Annotated in this window: 19 protein-coding genes; 5 read left to right on the forward strand and 14 right to left on the reverse strand. The window is 70.8% G+C overall.

Annotated features, from left to right (window positions below; all coding sequences use genetic code 11):
- Positions 1 to 290 precede the first annotated feature (290 nt).
- Both AB0H62_RS46545 and aceB read right to left on the reverse strand, forming a co-directional pair.
- Positions 291 to 1,487: an aldolase gene (locus AB0H62_RS46545; RefSeq protein ID WP_360592536.1), complete on the reverse strand. Its 1,197-nt coding sequence runs from the start codon at positions 1,485 to 1,487 to the stop codon at positions 291 to 293.
- Positions 1,487 to 3,061: a malate synthase A gene (gene aceB / locus AB0H62_RS46550; RefSeq protein ID WP_360592537.1), complete on the reverse strand. Its 1,575-nt coding sequence runs from the start codon at positions 3,059 to 3,061 to the stop codon at positions 1,487 to 1,489. The genes AB0H62_RS46545 and aceB overlap by 1 nt, the downstream gene beginning before the upstream one ends.
- 121 nt (positions 3,062 to 3,182) lie before the next feature.
- Here aceB and AB0H62_RS46555 point away from each other — a divergent pair, with 121 nt between their 5' ends.
- A complete protein-coding gene (locus AB0H62_RS46555; protein WP_220237769.1) occupies positions 3,183 to 3,947 on the forward strand; it encodes an IclR family transcriptional regulator in 765 nt (254 codons plus the stop codon).
- Here the strand turns inward: AB0H62_RS46555 and AB0H62_RS46560 are convergent.
- From AB0H62_RS46560 to ftsY, 8 genes are all read right to left on the reverse strand, one after another.
- The gene (locus tag AB0H62_RS46560) at positions 3,940 to 4,437 is read right to left on the reverse strand and encodes a GNAT family protein (RefSeq protein WP_360592538.1); all 498 of its coding nucleotides are present in this window, start codon (positions 4,435 to 4,437) and stop codon (positions 3,940 to 3,942) included. The genes AB0H62_RS46555 and AB0H62_RS46560 overlap by 8 nt on opposite strands.
- A gap of 110 nt (positions 4,438 to 4,547) precedes the next feature.
- On the reverse strand, positions 4,548 to 4,862 hold the full coding sequence (locus AB0H62_RS46565; protein WP_220237767.1) for a DUF4333 domain-containing protein: 315 nt from the start codon (positions 4,860 to 4,862) through the stop codon (positions 4,548 to 4,550).
- 12 nt (positions 4,863 to 4,874) lie between these two features.
- A complete protein-coding gene (locus AB0H62_RS46570) occupies positions 4,875 to 5,615 on the reverse strand; it encodes a hypothetical protein (RefSeq protein ID WP_360592540.1) in 741 nt (246 codons plus the stop codon).
- A complete protein-coding gene (locus tag AB0H62_RS46575) occupies positions 5,612 to 6,082 on the reverse strand; it encodes a YbaB/EbfC family nucleoid-associated protein (RefSeq protein WP_360592541.1) in 471 nt (156 codons plus the stop codon). Before AB0H62_RS46575 ends, AB0H62_RS46570 begins: the two co-directional genes overlap by 4 nt.
- Entirely contained in the window at positions 6,079 to 6,579 is a 501-nt protein-coding gene (locus AB0H62_RS46580) for a hypothetical protein (protein WP_360592543.1), read from the reverse strand. Before AB0H62_RS46580 ends, AB0H62_RS46575 begins: the two co-directional genes overlap by 4 nt.
- 25 nt (positions 6,580 to 6,604) lie before the next feature.
- Entirely contained in the window at positions 6,605 to 8,020 is a 1,416-nt protein-coding gene (locus AB0H62_RS46585; RefSeq protein WP_360592544.1) for a putative T7SS-secreted protein, read from the reverse strand.
- Positions 8,020 to 8,574: a hypothetical protein gene (locus tag AB0H62_RS46590; RefSeq protein ID WP_360592546.1), complete on the reverse strand. Its 555-nt coding sequence runs from the start codon at positions 8,572 to 8,574 to the stop codon at positions 8,020 to 8,022. Before AB0H62_RS46590 ends, AB0H62_RS46585 begins: the two co-directional genes overlap by 1 nt.
- 108 nt (positions 8,575 to 8,682) lie before the next feature.
- Positions 8,683 to 10,032, reverse strand: coding sequence for a signal recognition particle-docking protein FtsY (gene ftsY / locus AB0H62_RS46595; RefSeq protein ID WP_220237761.1), 1,350 nt, complete (start codon positions 10,030 to 10,032; stop codon positions 8,683 to 8,685).
- A 150-nt stretch (positions 10,033 to 10,182) separates the two neighbouring features.
- Here ftsY and AB0H62_RS46600 point away from each other — a divergent pair, with 150 nt between their 5' ends.
- The 3 genes from AB0H62_RS46600 to AB0H62_RS46610 all read left to right on the forward strand — a co-directional run bounded on the left by AB0H62_RS46600 (position 10,183) and on the right by AB0H62_RS46610 (position 13,683).
- Positions 10,183 to 11,388 carry an anhydro-N-acetylmuramic acid kinase gene (locus AB0H62_RS46600; protein ID WP_360592548.1) on the forward strand — a complete coding sequence of 402 codons (1,206 nt, stop codon included), beginning with the start codon at positions 10,183 to 10,185 and terminating at the stop codon, positions 11,386 to 11,388.
- Positions 11,389 to 11,398: 10 nt separating this feature from the next.
- Positions 11,399 to 12,967: a sodium:solute symporter gene (locus AB0H62_RS46605; RefSeq protein ID WP_360592550.1), complete on the forward strand. Its 1,569-nt coding sequence runs from the start codon at positions 11,399 to 11,401 to the stop codon at positions 12,965 to 12,967.
- Between the two features lie 107 nt (positions 12,968 to 13,074).
- Entirely contained in the window at positions 13,075 to 13,683 is a 609-nt protein-coding gene (locus AB0H62_RS46610; RefSeq protein ID WP_220237758.1) for a DUF3455 domain-containing protein, read from the forward strand.
- A 62-nt stretch (positions 13,684 to 13,745) separates the two neighbouring features.
- Here AB0H62_RS46610 and smc read toward each other — a convergent pair whose 3' ends face one another.
- Together smc and AB0H62_RS46620 are read right to left on the reverse strand one after the other, a co-directional pair.
- Complete coding sequence (gene smc / locus AB0H62_RS46615; protein WP_360592551.1) at positions 13,746 to 17,363, reverse strand: chromosome segregation protein SMC; 3,618 nt, start codon at positions 17,361 to 17,363, stop codon at positions 13,746 to 13,748.
- A 189-nt stretch (positions 17,364 to 17,552) separates the two neighbouring features.
- Positions 17,553 to 17,840, reverse strand: coding sequence for an acylphosphatase (locus AB0H62_RS46620; protein ID WP_220237756.1), 288 nt, complete (start codon positions 17,838 to 17,840; stop codon positions 17,553 to 17,555).
- A 290-nt stretch (positions 17,841 to 18,130) separates the two neighbouring features.
- Between AB0H62_RS46620 and AB0H62_RS46625 the strand changes: the two genes are divergently transcribed.
- On the forward strand, positions 18,131 to 18,808 hold the full coding sequence (locus AB0H62_RS46625; RefSeq protein WP_220237755.1) for a hypothetical protein: 678 nt from the start codon (positions 18,131 to 18,133) through the stop codon (positions 18,806 to 18,808).
- 69 nt (positions 18,809 to 18,877) lie between these two features.
- On the opposite strand, the gene AB0H62_RS46630 is transcribed toward AB0H62_RS46625, so the two are convergent.
- Both AB0H62_RS46630 and AB0H62_RS46635 read right to left on the reverse strand, forming a co-directional pair.
- Complete coding sequence (locus AB0H62_RS46630; RefSeq protein ID WP_220237754.1) at positions 18,878 to 19,576, reverse strand: response regulator; 699 nt, start codon at positions 19,574 to 19,576, stop codon at positions 18,878 to 18,880.
- The gene (locus AB0H62_RS46635) at positions 19,573 to 22,167 is read right to left on the reverse strand and encodes a sensor histidine kinase KdpD (RefSeq protein ID WP_220237753.1); all 2,595 of its coding nucleotides are present in this window, start codon (positions 22,165 to 22,167) and stop codon (positions 19,573 to 19,575) included. Before AB0H62_RS46635 ends, AB0H62_RS46630 begins: the two co-directional genes overlap by 4 nt.
- Positions 22,168 to 22,169: the final 2 nt, after the last annotated feature.

Raw genomic sequence — 22,169 nt, forward strand, 5'->3', positions numbered from 1 at the left:
GAGCCGTTGTCAAGGCGGGAAAGCGTGCCTTGACAACGGCTCGCCGGCCGCAAGAAGGCTTCGGATCGGGGTGCCGGGGCGGGTCTGGGTGCAGGGTTCCGCTGCGTGGGGGGGCGGCGGTCATGAGGGTGAACGCGGCCTGGGTGGGGGGCCGATTTGGGCAGGCGGGCGGCGGTGAGTGGGGCGTCAAAGCACTTCAATTGTGGCGTTCGGTGCGTTGGGCGCAACGAACGCCGCATTGGGTGCGGTGAGCGCAACGAACGCCGCGTTGGGGTGCGTTCAGAGGGGCGTCAGGTGAGGCGGCGGGCGTAGCGGTCGAGGGTCGCGGCGTCGAAGGGGAGTTCGGCCGCTTCCAGGGCGCCGCAGTGGAGGCCGCCGAGGAGGTAGTGGGCGAGGGCGGCGGCGGTGGCGGGTTCGTCGAGGACGCCGGACGACGTTTGGGAGGCGTAGTCGCTGAGGCGTTTTGCCGCGGTGGGGAAGCCTTCGCGGTAGAAGGCGTAGGTGGCGGCGAAGCGCGTCGGCAGCTGGTTCGGGTGCAGGTCCCAGCCCTGGTAGAAGCCGTTTTCCAGGGAGCGGCGGACCAGGCGCAGGTGTTCGGCCCAGGCGCCGGGCAGGTCGTCGCCGATCGGCAGGCGGTTGGTGGAGCCGTCGGAGAGGCGTACGCCGGTGCCGGCCGCCGCGACCTGCATGAGGTGCTTCGCGAAGTCGGCGGCCGGGTGGGCCATGCTCTGGTAGGCGGCGCCGATGCCGAGGCCCGCGCTGTAGTCGTAGGTGCCGTAGTGCAGGCCCGAGCAACGGCCGGCGGCGGCCTGGATGATGCGGGCCACTGCGACCGTGCCGTCGTGGGCGAGGATCGATTGCGCGGTCTCGATCTGTACCTCGAAGCGCAGCGCGCCTTCCGCCAGGCCGTAGGCGACCTCGAGCTGTCCGAGTACGTCGGCCGCCACCGAGACCTGCTCGACGGCAGTGACCTTCGGCAGCGTGACCACGAAGCCGTCGGGGAGGTCGCCGTTGCTGAGCAAACCGGTCAGAAACAGGTCCAGTGTGCGGATGCCGCGCCGGCGCGTGGCGGCTTCGAAGCTCTTGAAGCGGATGCCGACGAACGGCGTGCCGCCTGTGGTCGCCAGGGTCTGCCCGGCGGCCAGGGCGGCGGCGTCCTCGGCTTCGTCGCCCGGGTTGCCGTAGCCGTCCTCGAAGTCGATCCGCAGGTCCTCGATCGGCTCGGTCAGGAGCTTCGTCCGCACGCGCTCGGCGACGTCCGCGTCGAGGCCGAGCACGTCACCGCGCTCGACGAACACCCGCATGGCCTGCTTGCCCCAGTCGGCGACCAGGCGCGTGCGGTACTCCGACGCCGGCACGTACACGGTGTGCACGGGGCGGCGGCCCGGCGGCTCACCGGGGTACAGCGCCGCGACGCGCGCGTCGGCCTCGGCCAGGCGCGCGTCGGCGGCGGTGTAGACGTCCTCGGTGAGCCTGCCGTCCCGCATTACTTGATGTGCTCGTAGGCCGGCAGCGTGAGGAAGTCCGGGAACTCGTCGGCGAGCGCGACCTGCTCGAACAGCTCGACGGCCGGGGTGAGCACGTCTTCCTTGACCTCGGCCGAGAGCTCGCCGCGGACCTCGGCCAGCACGCCACGCACCAACTCCGCCGTAACGGTGTCGCCGGTGTCGAGTTGCGTGCCGTTCTTGACCCACTGCCAGATCTGCGACCGCGAGATCTCGGCGGTGGCCGCGTCCTCCATGAGGTTGTGGATGGCCGCCGCGCCGTTGCCGCTCAGCCAGGAGGCGATGTAGCGGATGCCGACCTCGACGGCGGCGCGCAGGCCGGCCGCGGTGGCGCTGCCCGGCGTCGAGGCGACGTCGAGGAGCTGGTCGGCGGTGACGCTGACCTCGTCACGGGTGCGCTCGAGCTGGTTCGGCCGGTCGCCGAGAACCTTGTCGAACTCCTCCTTGCAGAGGGCGACCATGCCGGGGTGCGCGACCCAGGAACCGTCGAAGCCGTCGGCCGCCTCGCGCGCCTTGTCGGCGTGGACCTTCTCGAACGCGCCCTCGTTGACCTTCGGGTCCTTGCTCGGGATGAACGCCGCCATGCCGCCGATCGCGAACGCGCCGCGCTGGTGGCAGGTGGCCACGAGCAGCTCGGTGTAGGCGCGCATGAACGGCGCGGTCATGGTCACCGAGTTGCGGTCCGGCAGCACGAACTTCTCACCGGCGTCGCGGAAGTACTTGATCACGCTGAACAGGTAGTCCCAGCGGCCCGCGTTGAGGCCCGAGGCGTGCTCACGCAGCTCGTAGAGGATCTCCTCCATCTCGAACGCGGCCGGGATCGTCTCGATCAGCACGGTGGCGCGGACGGTGCCGTGCTCGATGCCGAGGGTCTTCTCGGCGTGGGTGAACACGTCGTTCCACAGCCGCGCCTCGAGGTGGCTTTCCATCTTCGGCAGGTAGAAGTACGGGCCCTTGCCGCGCTTGAGCAGCTCGGCGGCGTTGTGGAAGAAGTACAGGCCGAAGTCGACCAGCGCGCCGACGCCCTGGCGGCCGCCGAAGGTGAGGTTGCGCTCGTCGAGGTGCCAGCCGCGCGGGCGGACCACGATGGTGGCGTGCTCGACGTCGTCCTTGAGCGCGTAGCTCTTGCCGCCGCTCTCCAGCGTGATGGTCTCGCGGATGGCGTCGGACAGGTTGACCTGGCCGGACACGACGTTGGCCCAGTGCGGCGTGTTGGCGTCCTCGAAGTCGGCGAGCCACACCTTGGCGCCGGAGTTGAGGGCGTTGATGGTCATCTTGCGGTCGGTGGGACCGGTGATCTCCACGCGGCGGTCGCGCAGCGCCGGCGGCGCCTCGGCGACCTTCCAGTCGCCCTCGCGGATTTCCTTCGTCTCCGGCAGGAAGTCGAGCCGGCCGGTCGTGCGGGCCTCTTCGCGGCGCTTGCCGCGGGCCGCGAGCAGCTCGTCCCGGCGCGCCGCGAAGGCGTCGTGGAGCCCCGCCAGGAAGGCGAGGGCTTCCGGCGTCAGGATCTCGTCGCCGCGCTCCACCGAGCCGCCGAGGACCTGGACTTCAGACATGCGAAACACCCCGAGTCGTACTTTGGATAACGTCCCTACGGTTTTTACCTGACGGACTATAGTTTCTGCATAGCGGAAGCTCAAACGCTCGGAAGAAGAGGACCTGTGAGGAGGACCACCGGTGGCAGCTGAGAAAGGCGGACGGGACGGCGGCGTCCAGTCCCTGCAGCGCGCGTTCGAGCTGCTGGAGCACCTCGCGGACACGGGTGGGGAGGCCAGCCTGTCGGAGCTCGCGACCCTGTCGGGGCTGCCGATGCCGACCATTCACCGGCTGATCCGCACCCTCGTGGACCTCGGGTACGTCCGGCAGAACACCAACCGCCGCTACGCCCTCGGCGCGCGGCTCATCCGCCTCGGCGAGAACGCGAGCATGCAGTTCGGCTCGTGGGCGCGGCCGTTGCTGGTCGAACTCGTGGAGGAGGTCGGCGAGACGGCCAACCTCGCCGTGCTGGAGCGCGACGAGGTCGTGTACGTGGCCCAGGTGCCCTCCAAGCACTCCATGCGCATGTTCACCGAAGTCGGCCGGCGCCTGCTGCCCCACGGCACCGGGGTCGGCAAGGCGATGCTCGCGCAGCTGCCCGCCGACGACGTCGCGGCGCTTCTGGCGCGCACGGGCATGCCCGCGTACACCGAACACACCTTCACCGACCCTTCTTCGCTCGCCGACGAGCTCACGCGCATCGCGTCGCAGGGTTACGCGCTGGACGAGGCCGAGCAGGAGCTCGGGGTCCGGTGCATCGCCGTCGCGGTGCCCGGCATGCCGGTACCCGCGGCGGTGTCCGTGTCCGGTCCGTCCGGCCGGCTGACCGCGGACGCGGTGGCGAGCATCGCGCCGGTGGTGCAGAAGATCGCCGACCGGCTTTCGCAGCAGCTGCCGGTCACCTGAGCTCGCCCGCCAGCAGGTCCATCAGCAGGCCGTCGTGGAAGGTGCCGTCGGGGCCGCGTTCGTACTGGCGCAGCAGGCCGACGGGCCGGAAGCCGAGCTTTGTGTAGACGTGCACGGCCTTCTCGTTCGCGGCGGCCGGGTCGATCGTGAGCCGGTGGTGGCCCTGGGCGAACAGGTGCTGCGCGAGCACGCGGATCGCCTCGGGGCCGTTGCCGTGGCCATGGTGGGCCGGGTCGACGGCGATGTCGATGCCGGCGTGGCGGTACTGCGGGTCGAGTTCTTCGGAGCTCTGGATGAGCCCGATGACGTCCCCGTCGAGTTCGATGGCGTAGCTGGAGTAGCCGGCTTCCTCCTCGAGGAGGGTTTCGACCTCGGGCTCGGCTTCGCCCCACCATCGGGCGACTTCGGGCGTGGACAGGATTTCCTGGGCGCGCTGCCGATCGTCACGCGTGAGCGGACGCAGGCGGACGCGCGGGCCTTCGATGATCATGACCGGGTTTCCTCTCGTCGGGGGTGTTCGGGTGACGAGGGGAAACGGGCGGTCCACGCGGGCGTCAATACACACCGCGAGTGTGCGCCGGTGGGGACCGGTGTGTCACCTCAATTGCTGATGACGTGGTCGTCCACCTTCACCGAGTAGCGGACGTCGCTGCCGTTGACGGTGTTGATGGTCGCTGTGAGGCCCGCCCTGGTCGTGCCGGCGCTCAGCTCGCAGCGCATCTGCTGCCCGACTTTCGCGTCGATCGGCCCTGGGCACGTCACCGTGTCCGGCCGCTGCCCGATCGAGCTCTGCAGCGCGTCGGCGATCCCCTTCTCCAGATCGGCCTTCGCCACCCGCCGCGTCACCTCTACGTGCGCGGAACACCCGGCCACCAACGCGATGCCACACACCGCGACCAACAAACGACGCACCACAGCCAGCCTCCTCTAGGCCCAGACGGAACGCGGAACCAAATCCAGCAGGTCGCACCGCAAGTCCAATGCGGCGACGAGTTTTTCGGGATCACGGTGATCGACGAGGCGGTCGAGGACCACGAAGTTCGCGCCGAACAAGGTGAACCCGCGGAATTCGCGAGGGTCGGTCTTCAAGAACTGGGTGACCTGCGGTACGAGCACCGCACGGGCGAAGCGATCGTCGCCGGTGAGCACCTCGTAGCGCTCGTCGAACTCGGGGTCGCCCACTCGAAGGTCGCCGCGTCCGATCGAGTCGTTCACGCGGCTCTCGAGCGCCACCGCCGGGCCCACCTGCAGGGCAGGGCCGAGTTTCGGAGTACGCACCCACACGGCCCGCGTGTAGTGGATGGCCACGCCGCGTTGGCGCACCTTGAACCTGGCGCCGAGGAAGGGGCGTCCCCGGTGCGTCCCGCTCACGATCTCGTGCGCCTCGAACGCCTCGGGCAGCCGCGCGAACGGATCGCTCGGTGAGAACAGCTCGTCCGCGAAGGAACGCTGCAGATAGTGGTCGCCTTCGTTGTAGAAGGCGCAGTAGGAGTCGTTGCGCTCCTCGTACCGCCAGCCCCGCCGCGGCGCTTCCTGGCTCAACCGCTGCAACACTCCGGCTTCGGCGCGCTGCATACCGCGGTTGTTCCACACCACGAACCACGTCACCGCGACCGCGATCAGGAGCGTGCCGCCGATGACGATCACGAGGATGAGCGCTGTGCTCACCGGGTCGGCTCTTGGTCGTAGACGCTGAAGTCGTCGAACTCGTCGTCCGCGGGCGCTGCTCGAGTCGGCTTCGGCGGGGCCGGCGCTGCCGGGCGAGGAGCGCCGAAGAGCTGCTCGTCGGAGTCGAGCACGCGGTCGAGGAACTCGGTACTGCCGAGTCCGCGGCGCACCACGTCGGCCTGCATCCGCGCCGCCGCAGCCTGCGCTTCGCCGATCGCGCGCATGACGTCCGACGACAGCACAGCGGGATCCGTTTCCCGGGCCCGTTCGCTGAAGGTGACCGACGCGATCGCACCGCCGGGACCGGCGACCACGGTGACCACACCGTCCGGCGAGGTGGCGCTGCCCATCGCGTCTTTCAGTTCGTCGGCCACGCGCTTGTATGCCTCGGCCCGCAAGCGGTTGTCCGCCGCGGCCGTGTCGATCGCCTCGATGCGGGCCAGCAGCTGCCGTGCGGTGTCGTTCATGCCGCCTGCTCCGGTTTGACGGTGGTGAGGAACTTCTGGAAGTCGTCGATGACGTGCTCGAACTGGTTTTCCAGCAGCGCGGACAGCACGATGTGCAAGACCGCGCGCCGCTCCGGGTTTTGCTGGTCTCGCATGACCATGAACACCTGGAACTGCACGAGGTCAACCTGCTTGCCCTTGAGGCCGACGGTCAGCTTCACCGCCTGCGTGAGACCCGGGTTCTCCGCCGAGCCGACCTCGTTGCGCCGCCCGAGCTGCACGCCCTGTGCGTCCGCGCTCCGCAACCGCTCGACGGCCTCGTCACCGATGGCCGTGAGCGGCGCGTCGTCCTCGCGGAGCTCGCCGGTGATCGTGATGTTCGCCGTGAAGCCCTCGCGCGAACTGCCGGTGTTGAGCGCGACGAACGCGGCGTCCGGCGTGCCGACTTCGTCGGGCGGAACGGATCGCCATCCGTCCGGCAGCTCGAAGACGATCGGGACGGGGAGAGTGCCTGCCACTGTGTCTGCTCCGAATCTCTGGTGGTCAGAAGCCGAGGAAGTCGCCCACCGCGCCCGCGGCGTTCGCGATGCCGTGCCCGACGTCGGATGCCACGTCGGCGACGTCACCGGCCACGTCCTGCACGGTGTCGACGACCTCACCCGGATCGATGCTGAGGTCGAACCCGACCTTGCCACCGATACCCAGGGCCACGCCGAGCGAAGCGCCGACGTGGAACTTCCCGTCGTCGCCCATGCCGAACTGGGCGCTCGCCTCGGCCCCGACGCCGGCCCACGCCTCGCCGTGCGCACCGGCGGTGACACCGGCGACCTCGGCGCTCGCGTTGGCCTCGATGCGGCCGCCCGCGAATCCTTCGACGCTGCCCTGCATCCCGGACCAGCCGAGCGATCCCTGGGCGGACGCCTTGGCTCCGACCTCGGCCGAGGCATCGCCCTTGACCGAGACGTGGTCGCCGTAGTGGACCTCACCCTGGGCACTGCCCTTAGCCAGGTACGCCTCGGCCGACGCGCCCGCCGTGAGACCCAGCGGGCCCGCACCGGCGTGCGCCTCGGCGCCGGCACCGAGGGCCGCGCCCTCGATTTTGCCGCTGCCGCCGAAGGTTCCGTCGCCGAACTTCCCCTCCAGCGAGCCGTCGACGAGGTCGACACTCGCCGACGCCGACACCGTGCTTTCGGAGGTGTCGATGCCGAACTTTTCGAGGAGGCCGCCGAGTTTGTCGGTGAGCATGCCGTCGGACTGCGAACCGAATTCGCGGGAATAGTTCTTGCCGCCCTTGTGGTCCTGCCAGCCGCCGGGGTCCTCGTCGACCTTGACCCACTTCTTCTTGTCGGGGTCCCACTCCGTCTTCGTCTCTTTGTCGCGGTGCGCAGCGCCGAACTCGTGGGAATCCCCGAGATCCTTTTTGTACGTACCGTCGGCCTTCTTCTCGAAGCCCAGCTTTTCCGCCGTGGAACCGCCGGCCTCTTCCAGAGCGGCGCGGGCGGCCCTCAGGATCCGCTCGGCCTCCTGCGTCGCGCCCTGACCGGGGTCGGCGAAGGCCGGGACCGAGTACCCGCCGGTGAGGGCCTTGTAGGCGTCCACAATCCACTGCGCGGACGCGGCCCGCGTGGCGGCCTGGCCCTGCGTGTACAGCTCGATCGCCCGCTGGGCTTCGGACTGGCTGCGCGTCAGGGCGTCGCCGTAATCGGCGAGGGCGTTGGCGCCGGTGCCCAGGACGCCGATGGTGTCGAACCACTTCTTCGGCTCCCGGCCGAAGGTCTCGCGGAACCGGTCGCTCGCTTCGCCGGACCACTGCTTCGCGTCGACGCCCGAGAGGCCGTCGGAGATCGCGGCCATCTTCTGGATGTTGCGGACGAGATCCTTCAGGTCGCCCGAGATGAAGCGCGGCTCGCCGGGGACGAGCTCCTTCGGGTCGGTCGTCTCCCCCAGCTCGGCGGCCATCAGAACACCGGTCCTTCGCGGTCCGCCTCGGTTACGGGGTCAGGGCCCTCCACCTCGGACTTCGGACCGGGGAACAGCTCCCGGGAGCGCTCGGGACTCATCACGTCCGGCGGGAGTTCGTCGATCGACCCGCTGATGCGGCCGGTCGCGCCGCCGGTCCACGCGGGACCGAGCTTCTCGCCGTCGCCCGGCTTCGGGTCAACGGAGGTGTGCAGGATCTCGCCGAGTGGGCCGAAGATGCCGCCGCCGGAAGAGCCGCCGAACGCCTTCGCCGCGGTCTTCACGATCGAGTCGCTCGCGGTGTCGTCGGCGCCCGCGTAGCGGACCGCCGCCGTGCGCAGGTCCTCGCCGTGGCCGTGGGCCTTACCGGTGAGTCCTTCGACGACGGACTCGATGTCCGCGATGAAGCTGCCCCAGCCCGCCTGCACGCCGGGGTGCCCGTAGTCGCCGCTCGGGCCCTGCCACAGCAGGCCCGCGGCGCCCCCGACGACGTCGCCGATGGTGTCGGCGGCGCGTTCGAGCTCCTCCGTTACGGCGTCGAACCCGCCCGTCATCCCCCGTGAACCCCTCGTCCGGCCTGCAGCGACGAGTCCACCGTGGCAGAAACCCACGAGGGTTCCGCCCGCTTCGCCGGTTGATCACCTCAACGGGCGAATCCTGTCTCAGCCGAGCAGGGCGTCCACGAACGCGCCGGGCTCGAACGGTGCCAGGTCGTCCGGGCCCTCACCGAGGCCGACCAGCTTCACCGGCACTCCGAGCTCCTTCTGGACCTGGAAGACGATGCCGCCCTTGGCCGTGCCGTCGAGCTTGGTCAGCACGATGCCCGTGACGTCGATGACCTCGGAGAACACGCGGGCCTGGGCGAGGCCGTTCTGGCCCGTAGTGGCGTCGAGCACCAGCAGGACCTCGTCGACCTTCGCCTGCTTCTCGACCACGCGCTTGACCTTGCCGAGCTCGTCCATGAGGCCGGTCTTGGTGTGCAGGCGGCCTGCGGTGTCGACGAGGACCGCGTCGGCGCCTTCGTCGATGCCGCGCTTCACCGCGTCGAACGCGACGGCCGCGGGGTCGGCGCCTTCCTTGCCGCGCACGACCGACGCGCCGACCCGGTCGCCCCAGGTCTGGAGCTGGTCGGCGGCCGCGGCGCGGAAGGTGTCGGCCGCGCCGAGCACCACGGTGGATCCCTGCGAGACGAGCACGCGCGCGAGTTTGCCGGTAGTGGTGGTCTTGCCGGTGCCGTTCACGCCGGCGACGAGCACGACGGCGGGCTGCTTCTGGCCGTCGACCTCGTGCGGCAGCGCGCGCACGGCGCGGATGCCGTCCGTGGACAGCGAAGCGGTCAGGACCTCGCGCAGCACTTCGCGCGCTTCGGCGGGCGTGCGCACCGCGCGGCGCGACAGCTCGTCACGCAGGCGTTCGACGATCTGGGTCGTGGTGGCCGCGCCGAGGTCGGCGATGAGCAGCGAGTCCTCGACGTCCTGCCAGGAGTCCTCGTCGAGGTCGCCGGCGCCGAGCAGGCCCAGCAGGCTCTGGCCGAACATCGAGCGCGACTTCGACAGCCGGCCGCGCAGGCGATCCAGGCGGCCTGCCGCAGGGTCGATCTCCTCGATCGGGAGGACCGGCTCGATCGGTTCGACGGTGCCGGCGACCGGCGCAGCCGCGGGGCCTTCCGACTCCGGCTCGGGCAGCTTGACGTCGCGCATCGTGCGCTGGTCGGAGTCGCGCGGCACCGCGGCGTCGTCGCCCACGGCGGGCTGGCCGTCGACCTCCGGGCGGTCCTCGACGGGGTGCTCGGCCGGCACCGGTTCCGCCTGAGGGGCAGCCTCGGCCTCACCTCCGGGCGCGAAGGTGATGCCGCCGGACGCGGTGTACCCGCCACCCTTCGGCTTCTCCTCGACCTTGCGCGTCTGTTCGAGGCTGATCCGCCGCCGACGTGCGATGAGCAGCCCGGACACCAGCACGGCGACCAAGACGACGACGGCGACGATGACGATCCAGAACCAGGTACTCGACACGCACCCATCCTGTCATCTGCTCCGAGGCTCCCCCGGACACCCCACCGCGCTGCACCCTTCAGGCCAACGGATCACACGCAGAGTTCCGATTCGGCCAAGACTTCACGACGTGGGTTGCGTCACCGCTTCACCCCGGCTAAACCACTCCGGATGAAAACCCACGGCTTCCGCGTCCTCGGCCTCCTTTCGGGGACTTCGGTCGACGGCATCGACGTCGCCGTCGCCGAACTGCACGCCGAAGACGGCACCGTGGTCCTCACCCCGCTCGGCGAGCTCGACGTGCCCTTCACGGCGGAAACCCGCGAAGCCGTGCTGGCCGCACTGCCGCCCAACCCGAGCAGCGCCGAAGCGCTCACCGTGCTCGACACTCGCGTCGGCCAGGCCTTCGCCGAAGCCGCCGCACAGGGCATCGCCGAGCACGGGCCCGTGGACGTGATCGCCTCGCTCGGCCAGACCGTCTACCACTGGGTGGAGAACGGCGTGGCGCTCGGCACGGTCCAGCTGGGCCAGCCCGCGTGGATCGCCGAACGCACCGGCACCCCCGTCGTCGCCGACCTGCGCATCCGCGACATCACCGCGGGCGGCCAGGGCGCACCGCTCGCCAGCACGCTCGACGCATTGTGGCTGCGTGGCCTCGCCGAGGAGACGGGCAAACCCGTGGCCGCGCTGAATCTCGGCGGCATCGCCAACATCACCGTCGTCAGCAGCAGCGACACCGTGCTCGCCTACGACACCGGCCCCGCCAACGCGTTGCTCGACCTCGCCGCCGCCCGCGTGACCGGCGGCGAGCAGCACGCCGACGTCGACGGGAAGCTCGCGCTCGCCGGGACCGTCCGCCGCGATCTGCTCGACCGGCTGCTCGCCGACCCGTACTTCGCCGCCGCACCACCGAAGTCCACTGGCAAGGAGCAATTCCACGGTGACTACCTCGACGCCGCCCTCGCCGGCGTGGCGCCGCTCACGCCCGAAGACCTCCTGGCGACGCTCACCGAGCTCACCGCCGCGACCGTCGCCGCCGAATGCCGGCGCCACCTCGCGGCGACGCTCGTCGTGTCCGGCGGCGGCATGCGCAACCCCGCCGTGATGGCGGCGCTGGCGGGTAACCTCCCGGGCGTCACCCTGCGCACCAGCGACGACCTCGGCCTGCCCGGCGCGGGCAAAGAGGCGTACCTGACCGCGTTGCTCGGCTGGCTGAGCTGGTGCGGCGTGCCGGCCACGCTGCCGTCCGCGACGGGCGCGCGCGGGCCCCGGCTGCTCGGCGCGCTCACCCCGGGCGCACACCCCCTGAACCTTCCGGCCCCACTGGGGGGCACCGTGAACCGCTTGCGGGTCACGGAAGTTGGCGCACGACGGTAGGAGAAACCCCATGAACCCAGTCGATCTGGTGATCGTCATCGTGTACCTGGCGGCGATGCCGATCATCGGTGTGCTGGTCGGCCGCAGACAGAAGTCCGCGAACGACTACTTCGTCGGCGAACGCAGCATGCCCTGGTGGGCCGTCACGCTCTCGGTCGTGGCCACCGAGACCTCCACACTCACCGTGATCTCGACGCCGGGCCTGGTCTTCGGCAGCGAGTTCCTCTTCCTCGAGGTGGCGTTCGGCTACATCCTCGGCCGCATCGTCGCCGCGTTCGTGCTGCTGCCCCGCTACTTCCGCGGCAACTACGTGAGCGCGTACGAGTTCCTCGGGCGCCGCTTCGGGCGCGGGCTGCAGGGCACGGCGTCGGTCACGTTCGTCGTCACGCGCCTGCTCGCCGAAGGCCTGCGGCTGTTCGCCGGCGCCATCCCGATCAAGGCGATCCTCGACCACTACGGCATCCACACCTCGTACTGGCACATCGTGGTGCTGCTGACCGCGCTCACGCTCATCTACGCGTTCGTCGGTGGCATCAAGTCGGTGATCTGGGTCGACGTGATCCAGTGGTCGCTCTACGTCCTCGGCGCGATCGGCGCGGTCGTGTTCCTCTCGACCAAGCTGCCGGACGGCTGGACGTCGATCGCCGCGAGCCAGGGCCGCTTCCAGCTCACCGACTTCACGTCCAACATCATCACCAGCCCGTACGCGTTCATCGGCGCCGTGGTCGGTGGCGCCTTCCTGTCGATGGCCTCGCACGGCGCGGACCAGTTGATCGTCGGGCGGCTGCTGTCGACCAAGAGCCTGCGCGACGGCCAGCGCGCGCTGATCGGCTCGTCGTTCGTGGTGTTCGTGCAGTTCGGGCTGTTCCTGGTGGTCGGCGCGATGCTGTGGGTCTACACCGGCGGCAAGACGGGCGCGACGGCCACCGCGGTCGCGGCCGGGAAGATGTCCGGCGACGACGTGTTCTCCAACTTCATCGTCAACGACCTGCCCGTGGGCCTGGCGGGCCTGCTCATCGCCGGCATCCTCGCGTCCACGATGGGCGCGCTGGCCTCGGCGCTCAACGCACTGTCCACTTCGACCATCGCCGACCTCTACCAGCGCTTCACGAACCGGTCGGTCGAGGACTCGAAGCTGCTGCGCCACGGTCGCATGTGGACGCTGATCTGGGCAGTCGTGTTCGCGATCTTCGCGTCGCTGTTCACCAACTCGAAGGACCCGGTGATCCAGCAGGGCCTCGGCATCGTCGGCTACACCTACGGCGCGCTGCTGGGCTCGTTCTTCCTCGGCCTGATCGTGAAGAAGGCGCGCCAGCCCGACGCGATCGTCGCGTTCGCCTGCTCGGTGGTGGGCATGGCGTTCCTGATCCTGTTCGTCAAGTTCGACAAGGCGACCACGGCCGTGCACATCCAGTTCGGCGCGGCCACCAAGACGCTGGTGCCGTTGGCCACGTACTGGTACACGTTCGTCGGCGTGGTGATCACGATGGTCGTCGGCGGGCTGCTCGCGCTGCGCCACCGCGACGTCGACCCGAACGCCACAGAAGTCGACCTCCCGAAGGAGGAAGTCACCGTCTGATCACCGCTGCGAGATTTTCCCCGATCGGGTGAACCGTCCCGGGGTGGGCGCTCGTGCACCTGACGAGCGCCCGCCACCGGATGGCGGGCCCGGATCAGGCGGGGACGATGAAGCGGATTTCTCTGGCACTGGCGGCGGGTTCGATGATCCTCCTGGGCGGTGCGACGGCGTGTTCGTCGGCCTCCGGGGCCGCGGCGGCCGACCCGGGCGCGGCGAAGGCGGCGGCCGGGGCCCAGGCCGGAGCGCCGGCGCAGTCGCAGGCCGGGACCCAGGACGGCACCCCCGAGGTGATCGCGGCCCCCGCGCAGGTGCAGGTGCCGCCGGGCAACAAGCGCGTGGCCACCTTCCACGGCGAGGGTGTGCAGATCTACGGCTGCACCGACGGCGCGTGGACCCTGATCCAGCCCGCGGCCATCATGTCCGACAACGGCAAGGCCGTGGCCCTGCACAGCAAGGGACCGGTGTGGACGTCCACTGTGGACGGCAGCACGGTCGCCGCCACCGCCGTGCCCGGCAAGGCCGTGCAGCACACCGACGCGATCCCCGAGATCCTGCTCAAGTCCGACCAGGACACCGGCAAGGGCGTGTTCGGCACCGTCACCTACGTGCAGCGGCTGGCCACCAAGGGCGGCCTCGCCCCGAAGGGCGCGTGCACCACGGGCCAGCAGACCTCCACGCCGTACTCGGCCGAGTATGCGTTCTGGGCCGCGAACTAAAAGCAACAACGGAAAAGGGGCTTCCCGGGCACCCCGGGAAGCCCCTTTTCGCACGTCCGCACTCAGCCCGCGGGCACCGGCTCCTCGTCTTCGGCGCGCAGGCGCTGCGAGATCACCTTCGTGATGCCGTCGCCCTGCATGCTCACGCCGTAGAGCGCGTCGGCGATCTCCATGGTCGGCTTCTGGTGGGTGATGATGATCAGCTGCGACGAGTCGCGCAGCTGCTCCAGCAGCCCGATCAGCCGGCGCATGTTGGTGTCGTCGAGCGCCGCCTCGACCTCGTCCATCACGTAGAAGGGTGAAGGGCGGGCGCGGAAGATGGCCACCAGCATGCCCACGGCCACCAGCGACTTCTCGCCACCCGACAGGAGCGACAGCCGCTTCACCTTCTTGCCCGGCGGACGCGCCTCGACATCGACGCCGGTGGCGAGCAGGTCGTTGGGCTGGGTGAGGACCATGCGGCCCTCGCCGCCAGGGAACAGCACGCTGAACACGGTTTCGAACTCGCGCGCGACGTCGGCGTAGGCCGAGGCGAAGACCTCCAGGATCTTCTCGTCGACCTGCCGGATCACGGCTTCGAGGTCCTTGCGCGTGTCCTTGAGGTCCTCGAGCTGGGTCGAAAGGAACTTGTAGCGCTCCTCCAGCGCCGCGAACTCCTCCAGCGCCAGCGGGTTGACCTTGCCCAGCAGCGTCAGGTCCTTCTCCGCGCGCTTGGCGCGGCGGGCCTGCGTGTCGCGGTCGTACGGCATGGGCGGCGGCACGGTCACGTCCTCGCCGCGCTCCTTGGCCGCCTCGTACTCGGCCATCTCGCCCGCGCTCGGCGGCACCGGCACGTCGGGGCCGTACTCCTGGACCAGGTCCGCGAGGCCGATGCCGAAGTCCTCGGCGATCTTGGCCTCGAGCGTCTCCAGTCGCAGCCGCTGCTCGGCACGGAGCACCTCGTCGCGGTGCACGGCGTCGGTGAGCTTCTCGAGCTCGCCGGACAGCTCGCGGACCTTGGCACGCACCGCGGTGAGCGCGGTCTCGCGGGTCTGGCGCTGTGCCTGGGCTTCATCGCGCTCGGCGGCCGCGCGCTGCACGGAGTGCTCGATGCGTTCCAGCGCGAGTTCACCGGCGTTGACCACGGCGTTGGCGATCGCGGCGCCGCGCTCCCGCGCCTCGCGGGCCTTGGCGGCGCGTTCCCGGGCCTGCTGCTCGGCGAGCGCCGCGCGGCGCAGCGACTCGGCCCGCCCGGCGATGCTGCGCGCCCGCTCCTCGGAGGTGCGCTGCGCGAGCCGCGCCTCCATCTCCTCCTGGCGGACCACGGTCAGCTGGGCCACGGCCTCGTCGCGCTCGGCCGTGTCGGGATCGTCCTCCACCGGCTGCTCGGCGACTGCGGCGAGCCGCTCCTCGAACTCGGCCAGCTGCTCCAGCGCCTGCTCGCGGCTCTGCTCCACCTTCGCGCGCTGCCCGGCGAGGCGCTCGACCTCGGCCTGCGCCGAACGCGCGGCCTGCTGCATCCGGTTCAGCCGCTCCGACGACCGCGCCTTGCGGACCTTCGCGTCACCGAGGGCATCCTTGGCCTGGCCGACCTCTTCGCGCCGGGCCTGCTGCTCGGCGCGGGCGCCTTCCAGCTCGGCGGTGTGGCGCTCCAGCGCGCGCTCGGCCGTGCGCAGCCGCTCGCCCGCCTCGTCGACGGCGGCCTGGACCTCGATCACGCTCTCGCGCGCGGCCGAGCCGCCGGCGACCCAGCGGGCGCCGAACACGTCACCTTCGCCGGTGACCGCGCGGACGTCCGGGTGGCTCGCGACGAGCTGCCGCGCCACTTCCAAGTCGTTGACCAGCGCCAGCTTGTCCAGCGCCTGCTCGACGGCCGGGCGCAGCTGCTCGGGCGCGGTCACGACCTCACGGGCCCAGCGAGCGCCGTAGGGAAGCATCGGCCACGACGAGGTGTCCACGCTTTGAATATCCACAGTGGATCCGTAGCTGCCCAGCACGATGCCGGCACGGCCGGAATCGGTGTCCTTCAAGTACTTCAGCGCGGTCAGCGCCTGCTCGCCGCCGGCCACGGCCACGGCGTCTGCGACCGGCCCGAGCGCGGCGGCCAGCGCCACCTCGTGGCCCGGCTCCACCGTGAGCAGCGCGGCGACCGACCCCAGCAGGCCCGGCAGCTCGTGCGACGCGCCCAGCAGCGCGCCGGCGCCGTCCTTGCGCTTGAGACCCATCGACAGCGCCTCGACACGTGCCCGCTCCGACGCGATCTCGCGTTCGGCGGAGCGCTCGGCCTTCACCAGCTCTTCGACGCGGGCCTTGGCGGCGTTGTTGGCCTCGACCGCGCGGTCGTGGCGCTGCATGAGGTCGGCGTCGTCGGACTCCTCGACGCCGCCCTCGGCCTTGGCCTCTTCGAGCTCCTCCAGCGCGATCTCCGCGCGCTCGGCGGATTCCTGCAGCGACACCGACAGGCGGTCGATCTCGTCGGCGGTGGCGCCGTTCTTGCTGCGCAGCGCCTCGACCTGGCCGGTCAGCTTCGCCATGCCCTCGCGGCGGTCGGCGATGGCGCGCACCGCGGCCCAGTGGGCGCGTTCGGCGGCCTGCACGCGCTGTTCGAGGTCCTCGCGCCGCAGCACGGTCTCGGCCAGCAGCTCCCGGGCCTCCATCACGGCCTCGTTGAGCTCCTGCTCGCGCTCGGCGACCTGCTCGGCCTCGGCCAGCAGCTCCTCGGGGTCGCGCCCGCCCGTTGGGGCCGAGACGTCGGAGGACAGGTGGCGCTGGCGCTCCACGGCGAGCCGGACAGTGCCGCGCAGGCGCTCGGCCAGCGCGGAGAGCTTGTACCAGGTCTCCTGCGCGGTCTGCAGCTTCGGCGCGTCCTCGGCGAGCGAGGCCTCCAGCTCCGTCTCCTCGGCGGCCACGACCTCCAGGGCCTGTTCCACCTCGGTGCGGCGCTGACGCGCGGTGCGCTCGTCGGCCTCTTCGCGGGCGATGGCGCCTCGCTGGGTCACCAGGTCGTCGGCCAGCAGGCGCAGACGGGAGTCGCGCAGCTCGGACTGCACCGACTGGGCCTTGCGCGCGATCTCGGCCTGCTTGCCCAGCGGCTTGAGCTGGCGGCGCAGCTCGGTGGTGAGGTCGCCGAGGCGGTCGAGGTTGCCCTGCATGTTCGCGAGCTTGCGCAAGGTCTGTTCCTTGCGCTTGCGGTGCTTGAGGACGCCCGCGGCCTCTTCGATGAAGGCGCGGCGCTCTTCGGGCTTCGACTCGAGGATCGCCGCCAGCTGGCCCTGCCCGACGATGACGTGCATCTCGCGGCCGATACCGGAGTCCGACAGCAGTTCCTGCACATCCATCAGACGACAGCGGTCGCCGTTGATCTCGTACTCGCTCGCGCCGTCGCGGAACATGCGGCGCGTGATGGAGACCTCGGTGTACTCGATGGGCAGCGCGCCGTCGGCATTGTCGATGGTGAGCGTGACCTCGGCGCGGCCGAGGGGGGCGCGGCCCGCGGTGCCGGCGAAGATGACGTCTTCCATCTTGCCGCCGCGCAGGTCTTTCGCGCCCTGAGTACCCATGACCCAGCGCAGCGCGTCGAGGACGTTGGACTTGCCCGAACCATTGGGCCCGACCACGCACGTGATCCCTGGTTCGAACCGCAGCGTGGTGGCCGAGGCGAAGGACTTGAAACCCTTCAGCGTCAAGCTTTTCAGGTGCACGTGGTGCTGACCCTTCCGGCCGCGGGTACTGGCTCTACAGTCGGCCAAGGCTACCTGGGCACCCGCCGTGATCGCGGGAGGCCGCCTTCTCCCGGCGCGCCTAGCACAGAACGCAGCGCACCGGCAACCCCTTGTGTCCCACCCGTCACAGCGGTCACCCGGGCGGCGCAGTGCCCCCGGCGCTGCCGCTCAGCGCTCGGCGAAGCCCGTCAGACCACCCTTCGCCGGGCTCCAGCGCTCGACGACGTGATCCACACTTCCGGGTGATTCTCCCGACCTCAGGGTGGCCAACAACCGCTCACAGTGGTCGCGACCACCCTCCGCTACCACCTCGACACGGCCGTCGGGCAGGTTGCGGGCGAAGCCGACCAGGCCGAGCTCCAGCGCGCGGCTCCGGGTCCACCAGCGGAAACCGACCCCCTGGACTCGCCCGTGGACCCACGCCGCCAGCCGGATGTGTGTTTCTTCCTCACTCACGCGTCCATCCTGCCCCACGCCACTCGCTGCGGACAGTGACGGGACAGGCCCCGTACCTGCGCGAATGGGTCACAGGCGGTGATAACCTCCCGGCCGGGGTCCGCGTCCGGCGCCCCGATCCCCCGAACCACTCCGGGGAGCCGGACCGAACCGCGCCACGACTTCCGGCGTCGACCCGGGTGCCGACTCGTCCGTCAAAAGACTGCCGCACCCGACGACGCCGAAAACCGGCGACGACCCGACTGCCTCGACCCGTACAGCGTTGAACCGCATGTATGTAAGGAGCCTGCATGTCCCGTCCCGACGGGCCGGATCCGAGCTCACGCATCTCCGTCGCGCCACCGAAGGCCGCGAGCGGCCTCATGAACCGGGCCGGCTACGCCATCCTCGGTGTGAGCGGCCTCGTGGTCGCCACCGCCTTCGCCGCGGTCGCCGAACTGGCGGGCCCTGGCACCACCACCGCCACGTCCACCACCATCCCCGGCGGCGGCCAGGGCACCCTGCCGGGCAGCTCGCAGGTCGTTCCGGGCAACGCCGTGCCGGGCGCCCCGATGACCGTGACCGGCGAGCCGACCCCGGGCGACCCGACGTCGGTCCCCTCGAGCCCCACGACCGTGGTCTCCACGGGCGCCAACGGCGTGCCGACCACCACCGTGGTCATCCCGCCGCCGAATAACCCACCCGGCCAGCCGGGCAACCCGGGCCAGCACCCCACGGGTGGCAACCCGCCCGGTAGCAGCAACACCGTGAAGCCGCCGCCGCCGTCGTCGAGCGACACCCCGCCGACGTCGACTGGCAGCCCCTCGTCATCGTCGTCTGGCAACCCGCCGACCTCGTCTCGATCGGACCCGCCGCCGAGCAGCAGCGGTGGCGGAGGTTCGAGCAGCAGTGGGGAGCCGCCGAGTTCTCCGCCGGTGTCGTCCTCCACGGACGTTCGCACGACCGACCCCACCGGCCCCACCAGCTGAAAACACAAGCCGCACAACACGATGGCCGCCCCGCGGGGCGGCCATCGTCGTGTTCAGACATCGTCGTGTTCAGACCTCGAAGCGGTACCCCATCCCGGGTTCCGTGAGCAGGTGCCGCGGACGTGAGGGCTCCGGCTCCAGCTTCCGCCGCAGCTGCGCCAGGTACACGCGCAGGTAGTGCGACTCCGTCTCGTACGACGGCCCCCACACCTCGTGCAGCAGCTGCTTCTGGGCCACCAACCGGCCGCGGTTGCGCACCAGCAGCTCCAGCACGCCCCACTCGGTCTTGGTCAGGTGCACCTCTTTGCCGTCGCGACGGACCTTCTTCGCCGCCAGGTCGATCGTGAAGGAACCCGTGTCCACCACGGCTTCCGCACCGTCGGAGCCGGCCACGGTCGAGCGCCGCACGGCGGCCCGCAGCCGGGCGAGCAGCTCGTCCATGCCGAACGGTTTCGTCACGTAGTCGTCGGCGCCCGCGTCGAGCGCCTGGACCTTGTCGGCCGAGTCGCCGCGCGCCGAGAGCACGATGATCGGCACCGTGGTCCAGCCGCGCAGGCCGGCGATCACCTCGGTGCCGTCGAGGTCGGGCAGCCCGAGGTCGAGCACCACCACGTCGGGTTTGGTCTCGGCCACGGCCTTGAGCGCCGCGGTGCCGTCGTGCGCCGTGATCACCTTGTACCCGCGGGCGTTGAGGTTGATCCGCAGCGCGCGCACGATCTGCGGTTCGTCGTCGACCACCAGCACGGTGGCCGCCTTGTCGGGACTCACGAGCCCACTCCCTCCACAGCCTCGTCAGCGACTGAGCCGGCGGCCTCGTCGATCTTGAGGAGGTCCTTGTCCGGATTCTGCCCGGTGTAGGCGGGCAGCGAGATCACCACGGTGAGACCGCCGCCCGGCGTGTCCTCGGCCCGGATGCTGCCGCCCATCGCCTCGATGAAGCCCTTCGCGACCGACAGCCCGAGCCCCACGCCGGGGGTCGAGTCGCGGTCGCCGCCCAGCCGCTGGAACGGCGCGAACGCCGAATCCGCCGTGCCCTTCTTCAGGCCGCGGCCGTGGTCCACGATCCGCAGCTCCACGTACTCGGAGTGCGCGCTCGCCCGCGCCGACACCACGCCACCGCCGTGGCGCAAGGCGTTGTCCAGGACGTTGGCGATCACCCGTTCGAGCAAGCCGGGGTCAGCCAGCACCGAAGGCAGGCTCACGTCCACGCCCACCTTCACGTCCTGCGAATTGTCCACGTTGGACAGTGCGTGGGCCACCACCTCGTCGTAGCCCACCGGCCGCAGGTGCGGCGTGACCGCGCCGGTGGCCAGGCGGGAGGAGTCGAGCAGGTTGTCGATGAGCCCGGCGAGCCGGTCGGCCGAGAGCTCGATGGTCTCCTGCAGCTCCGCGGTGTCCTCCTCGGACAGTGACAGGTCCGGCGCGCGCAGGCTGCCGATCGCCGCCTTGATGGACGTCAACGGCGTGCGCAGGTCGTGGCCGACGGCCGAGAGCAGCGTGGTACGCAGCTCCGTCGCCTCGGCCTTGCGCTCGGCCGCCGCCGCGGCCGCGGCCATCCGCTGCTGGCGCAGCGCGAGCAGCGCCTGCCCGGCCACGGCGTCCAGCACTCGCCGGTCGGCCGCGGGCAGTGCCCGGCCGCGCAGGGTCAGGTGGACGTCGGCCGTCACCGCGATGTCCACGTCGGCCTCGTCCGGGTCGGCGCACGGGAACTGCCCTGCGATCGCGACCTTCTGCCACGCGCCGTTCTTCTTCTCCAGCAACGTGACCGATGTCAGGCCGAAGTTTTCCTTCACCTTCTCCAGCAGCCGCTCGATCGGGTTCGGGTTCGTCAAAACCGTGCGCGCGTACGACGCCAGCAGCGCCGCTTCCGTGCGCGCCCGCGCGGCCTGGCTGCCGCGCCGGGCCGCCGAGGCGACGACGAGGGCCACCAGCACGGCGACCACGATCATCGCCACGAGCGTGACCACGTTCTGCGGGCTGTGCACGTTGAGCGTGTACAGCGGTGGCGTGAAGAAGAAGTTGAGCAGACCCGCGCCGAACACGGCCGCGATCACCGCCGGGCCGAGCCCGCCGACGAGCGCGACGATCACCGTCGCGAGCACGTAGAGGATCACGTCGGTGGAGAACTCGACGGTGTCGCGCAGCAGCACGCCCAAGCCGGTCGCGAGGATCGGCAGCGCCAGGCTCAGCACCCAGCCCACCACGAGCCTCGACGGCGCCAGCGGGCTCGCGCCGAGGCGCGCCCGCAGCCGGCCGCCGGCGTAGGAGTGCGTGACCATGTGCACGTCGATCGAGCCGGACTGCTGCACCACGGCCGCGCCGATGCCCTCGTCGAACAGCCGCGCCACCCGCGACCGGCGCGAGGTGCCGATCACGAGCTGCGTGGCGTTGACCCCGCGTGCGAAGTCCAGCAACGCCGTGGGCACGTCGTCGCCGACGACGGCGTGGAACGTGGCCCCGACTTCCTCGGCCAGCGTGCGGCTGCGCGCCATGGCCGTGGGCCCGAGCCCGGACAGCCCGTCGCCGCGCAGGATGTGCACCACCTGCAGCTCCGCACCCGCGCGCGTGGCGATGCGGCTCGCGCGCCGGATGAGCGTCTCGCTCTCGGGGCCGCCGGTGATGGACACGACAACGCGTTCACGCGCCTCCCACGTGTCGGTGATCTTCTGCTCGGCGCGGTAGCGCTGCAGGGCGACGTCGACCTGGTCGGCGACCCACAGCAGCGCCAGCTCGCGCAGCGCGGTGAGGTTGCCGGGACGGAAGTAGTTGCCCAGCGCGGCGTCGATGCGCTCGGCCGGGTAGACGTTGCCGTGCGCGAGCCGGCGCCGCAGCGCCTCCGGCGTGATGTCCACGAGCTCCAGCTGCTCGGCCTTGCGCACGACCTCGTCGGGCACGGTCTCCTGCTGCGTGACGCCGGTGATGCGCTCGACGACGTCGTTGAGGCTCTGCAGGTGCTGCACGTTGACCGTGGACAGCACGTCGATCCCGGACTCGAGCAGCTCCTCGACGTCCTGCCAGCGCTTGTCGTGGCGCGCGCCGGGCACGTTGGTGTGCGCGAGCTCGTCGATGATGACGACCTCGGGAGCGCGCTTCAGGATCGCTTCGAGGTCCATCTCCGCGAACTCGTGCCCGCGGTGGCTGACCGTGCGCCGTGGCACGATCTCGAGGCCGTCGAGCAGGTCTGCGGTCTTCTGACGGCCGTGGGTCTCCACGAGGCCCACCACGACGTCGGTCCCGCGCTCCAGCCGGCGGCGGGCCTCGCCCAGCATCGCGAAAGTCTTGCCCACGCCCGGAGCCGCGCCGAGGTAGATCCGCAGTTCTCCTCGGCGCGGCTTCGGGGTCGTACTCGGTGTGCTCACGC

The sequence above is a fragment of the Amycolatopsis sp. NPDC050768 genome (genome assembly GCF_040654155.1).
GTDB lineage: Bacteria > Actinomycetota > Actinomycetes > Mycobacteriales > Pseudonocardiaceae > Amycolatopsis.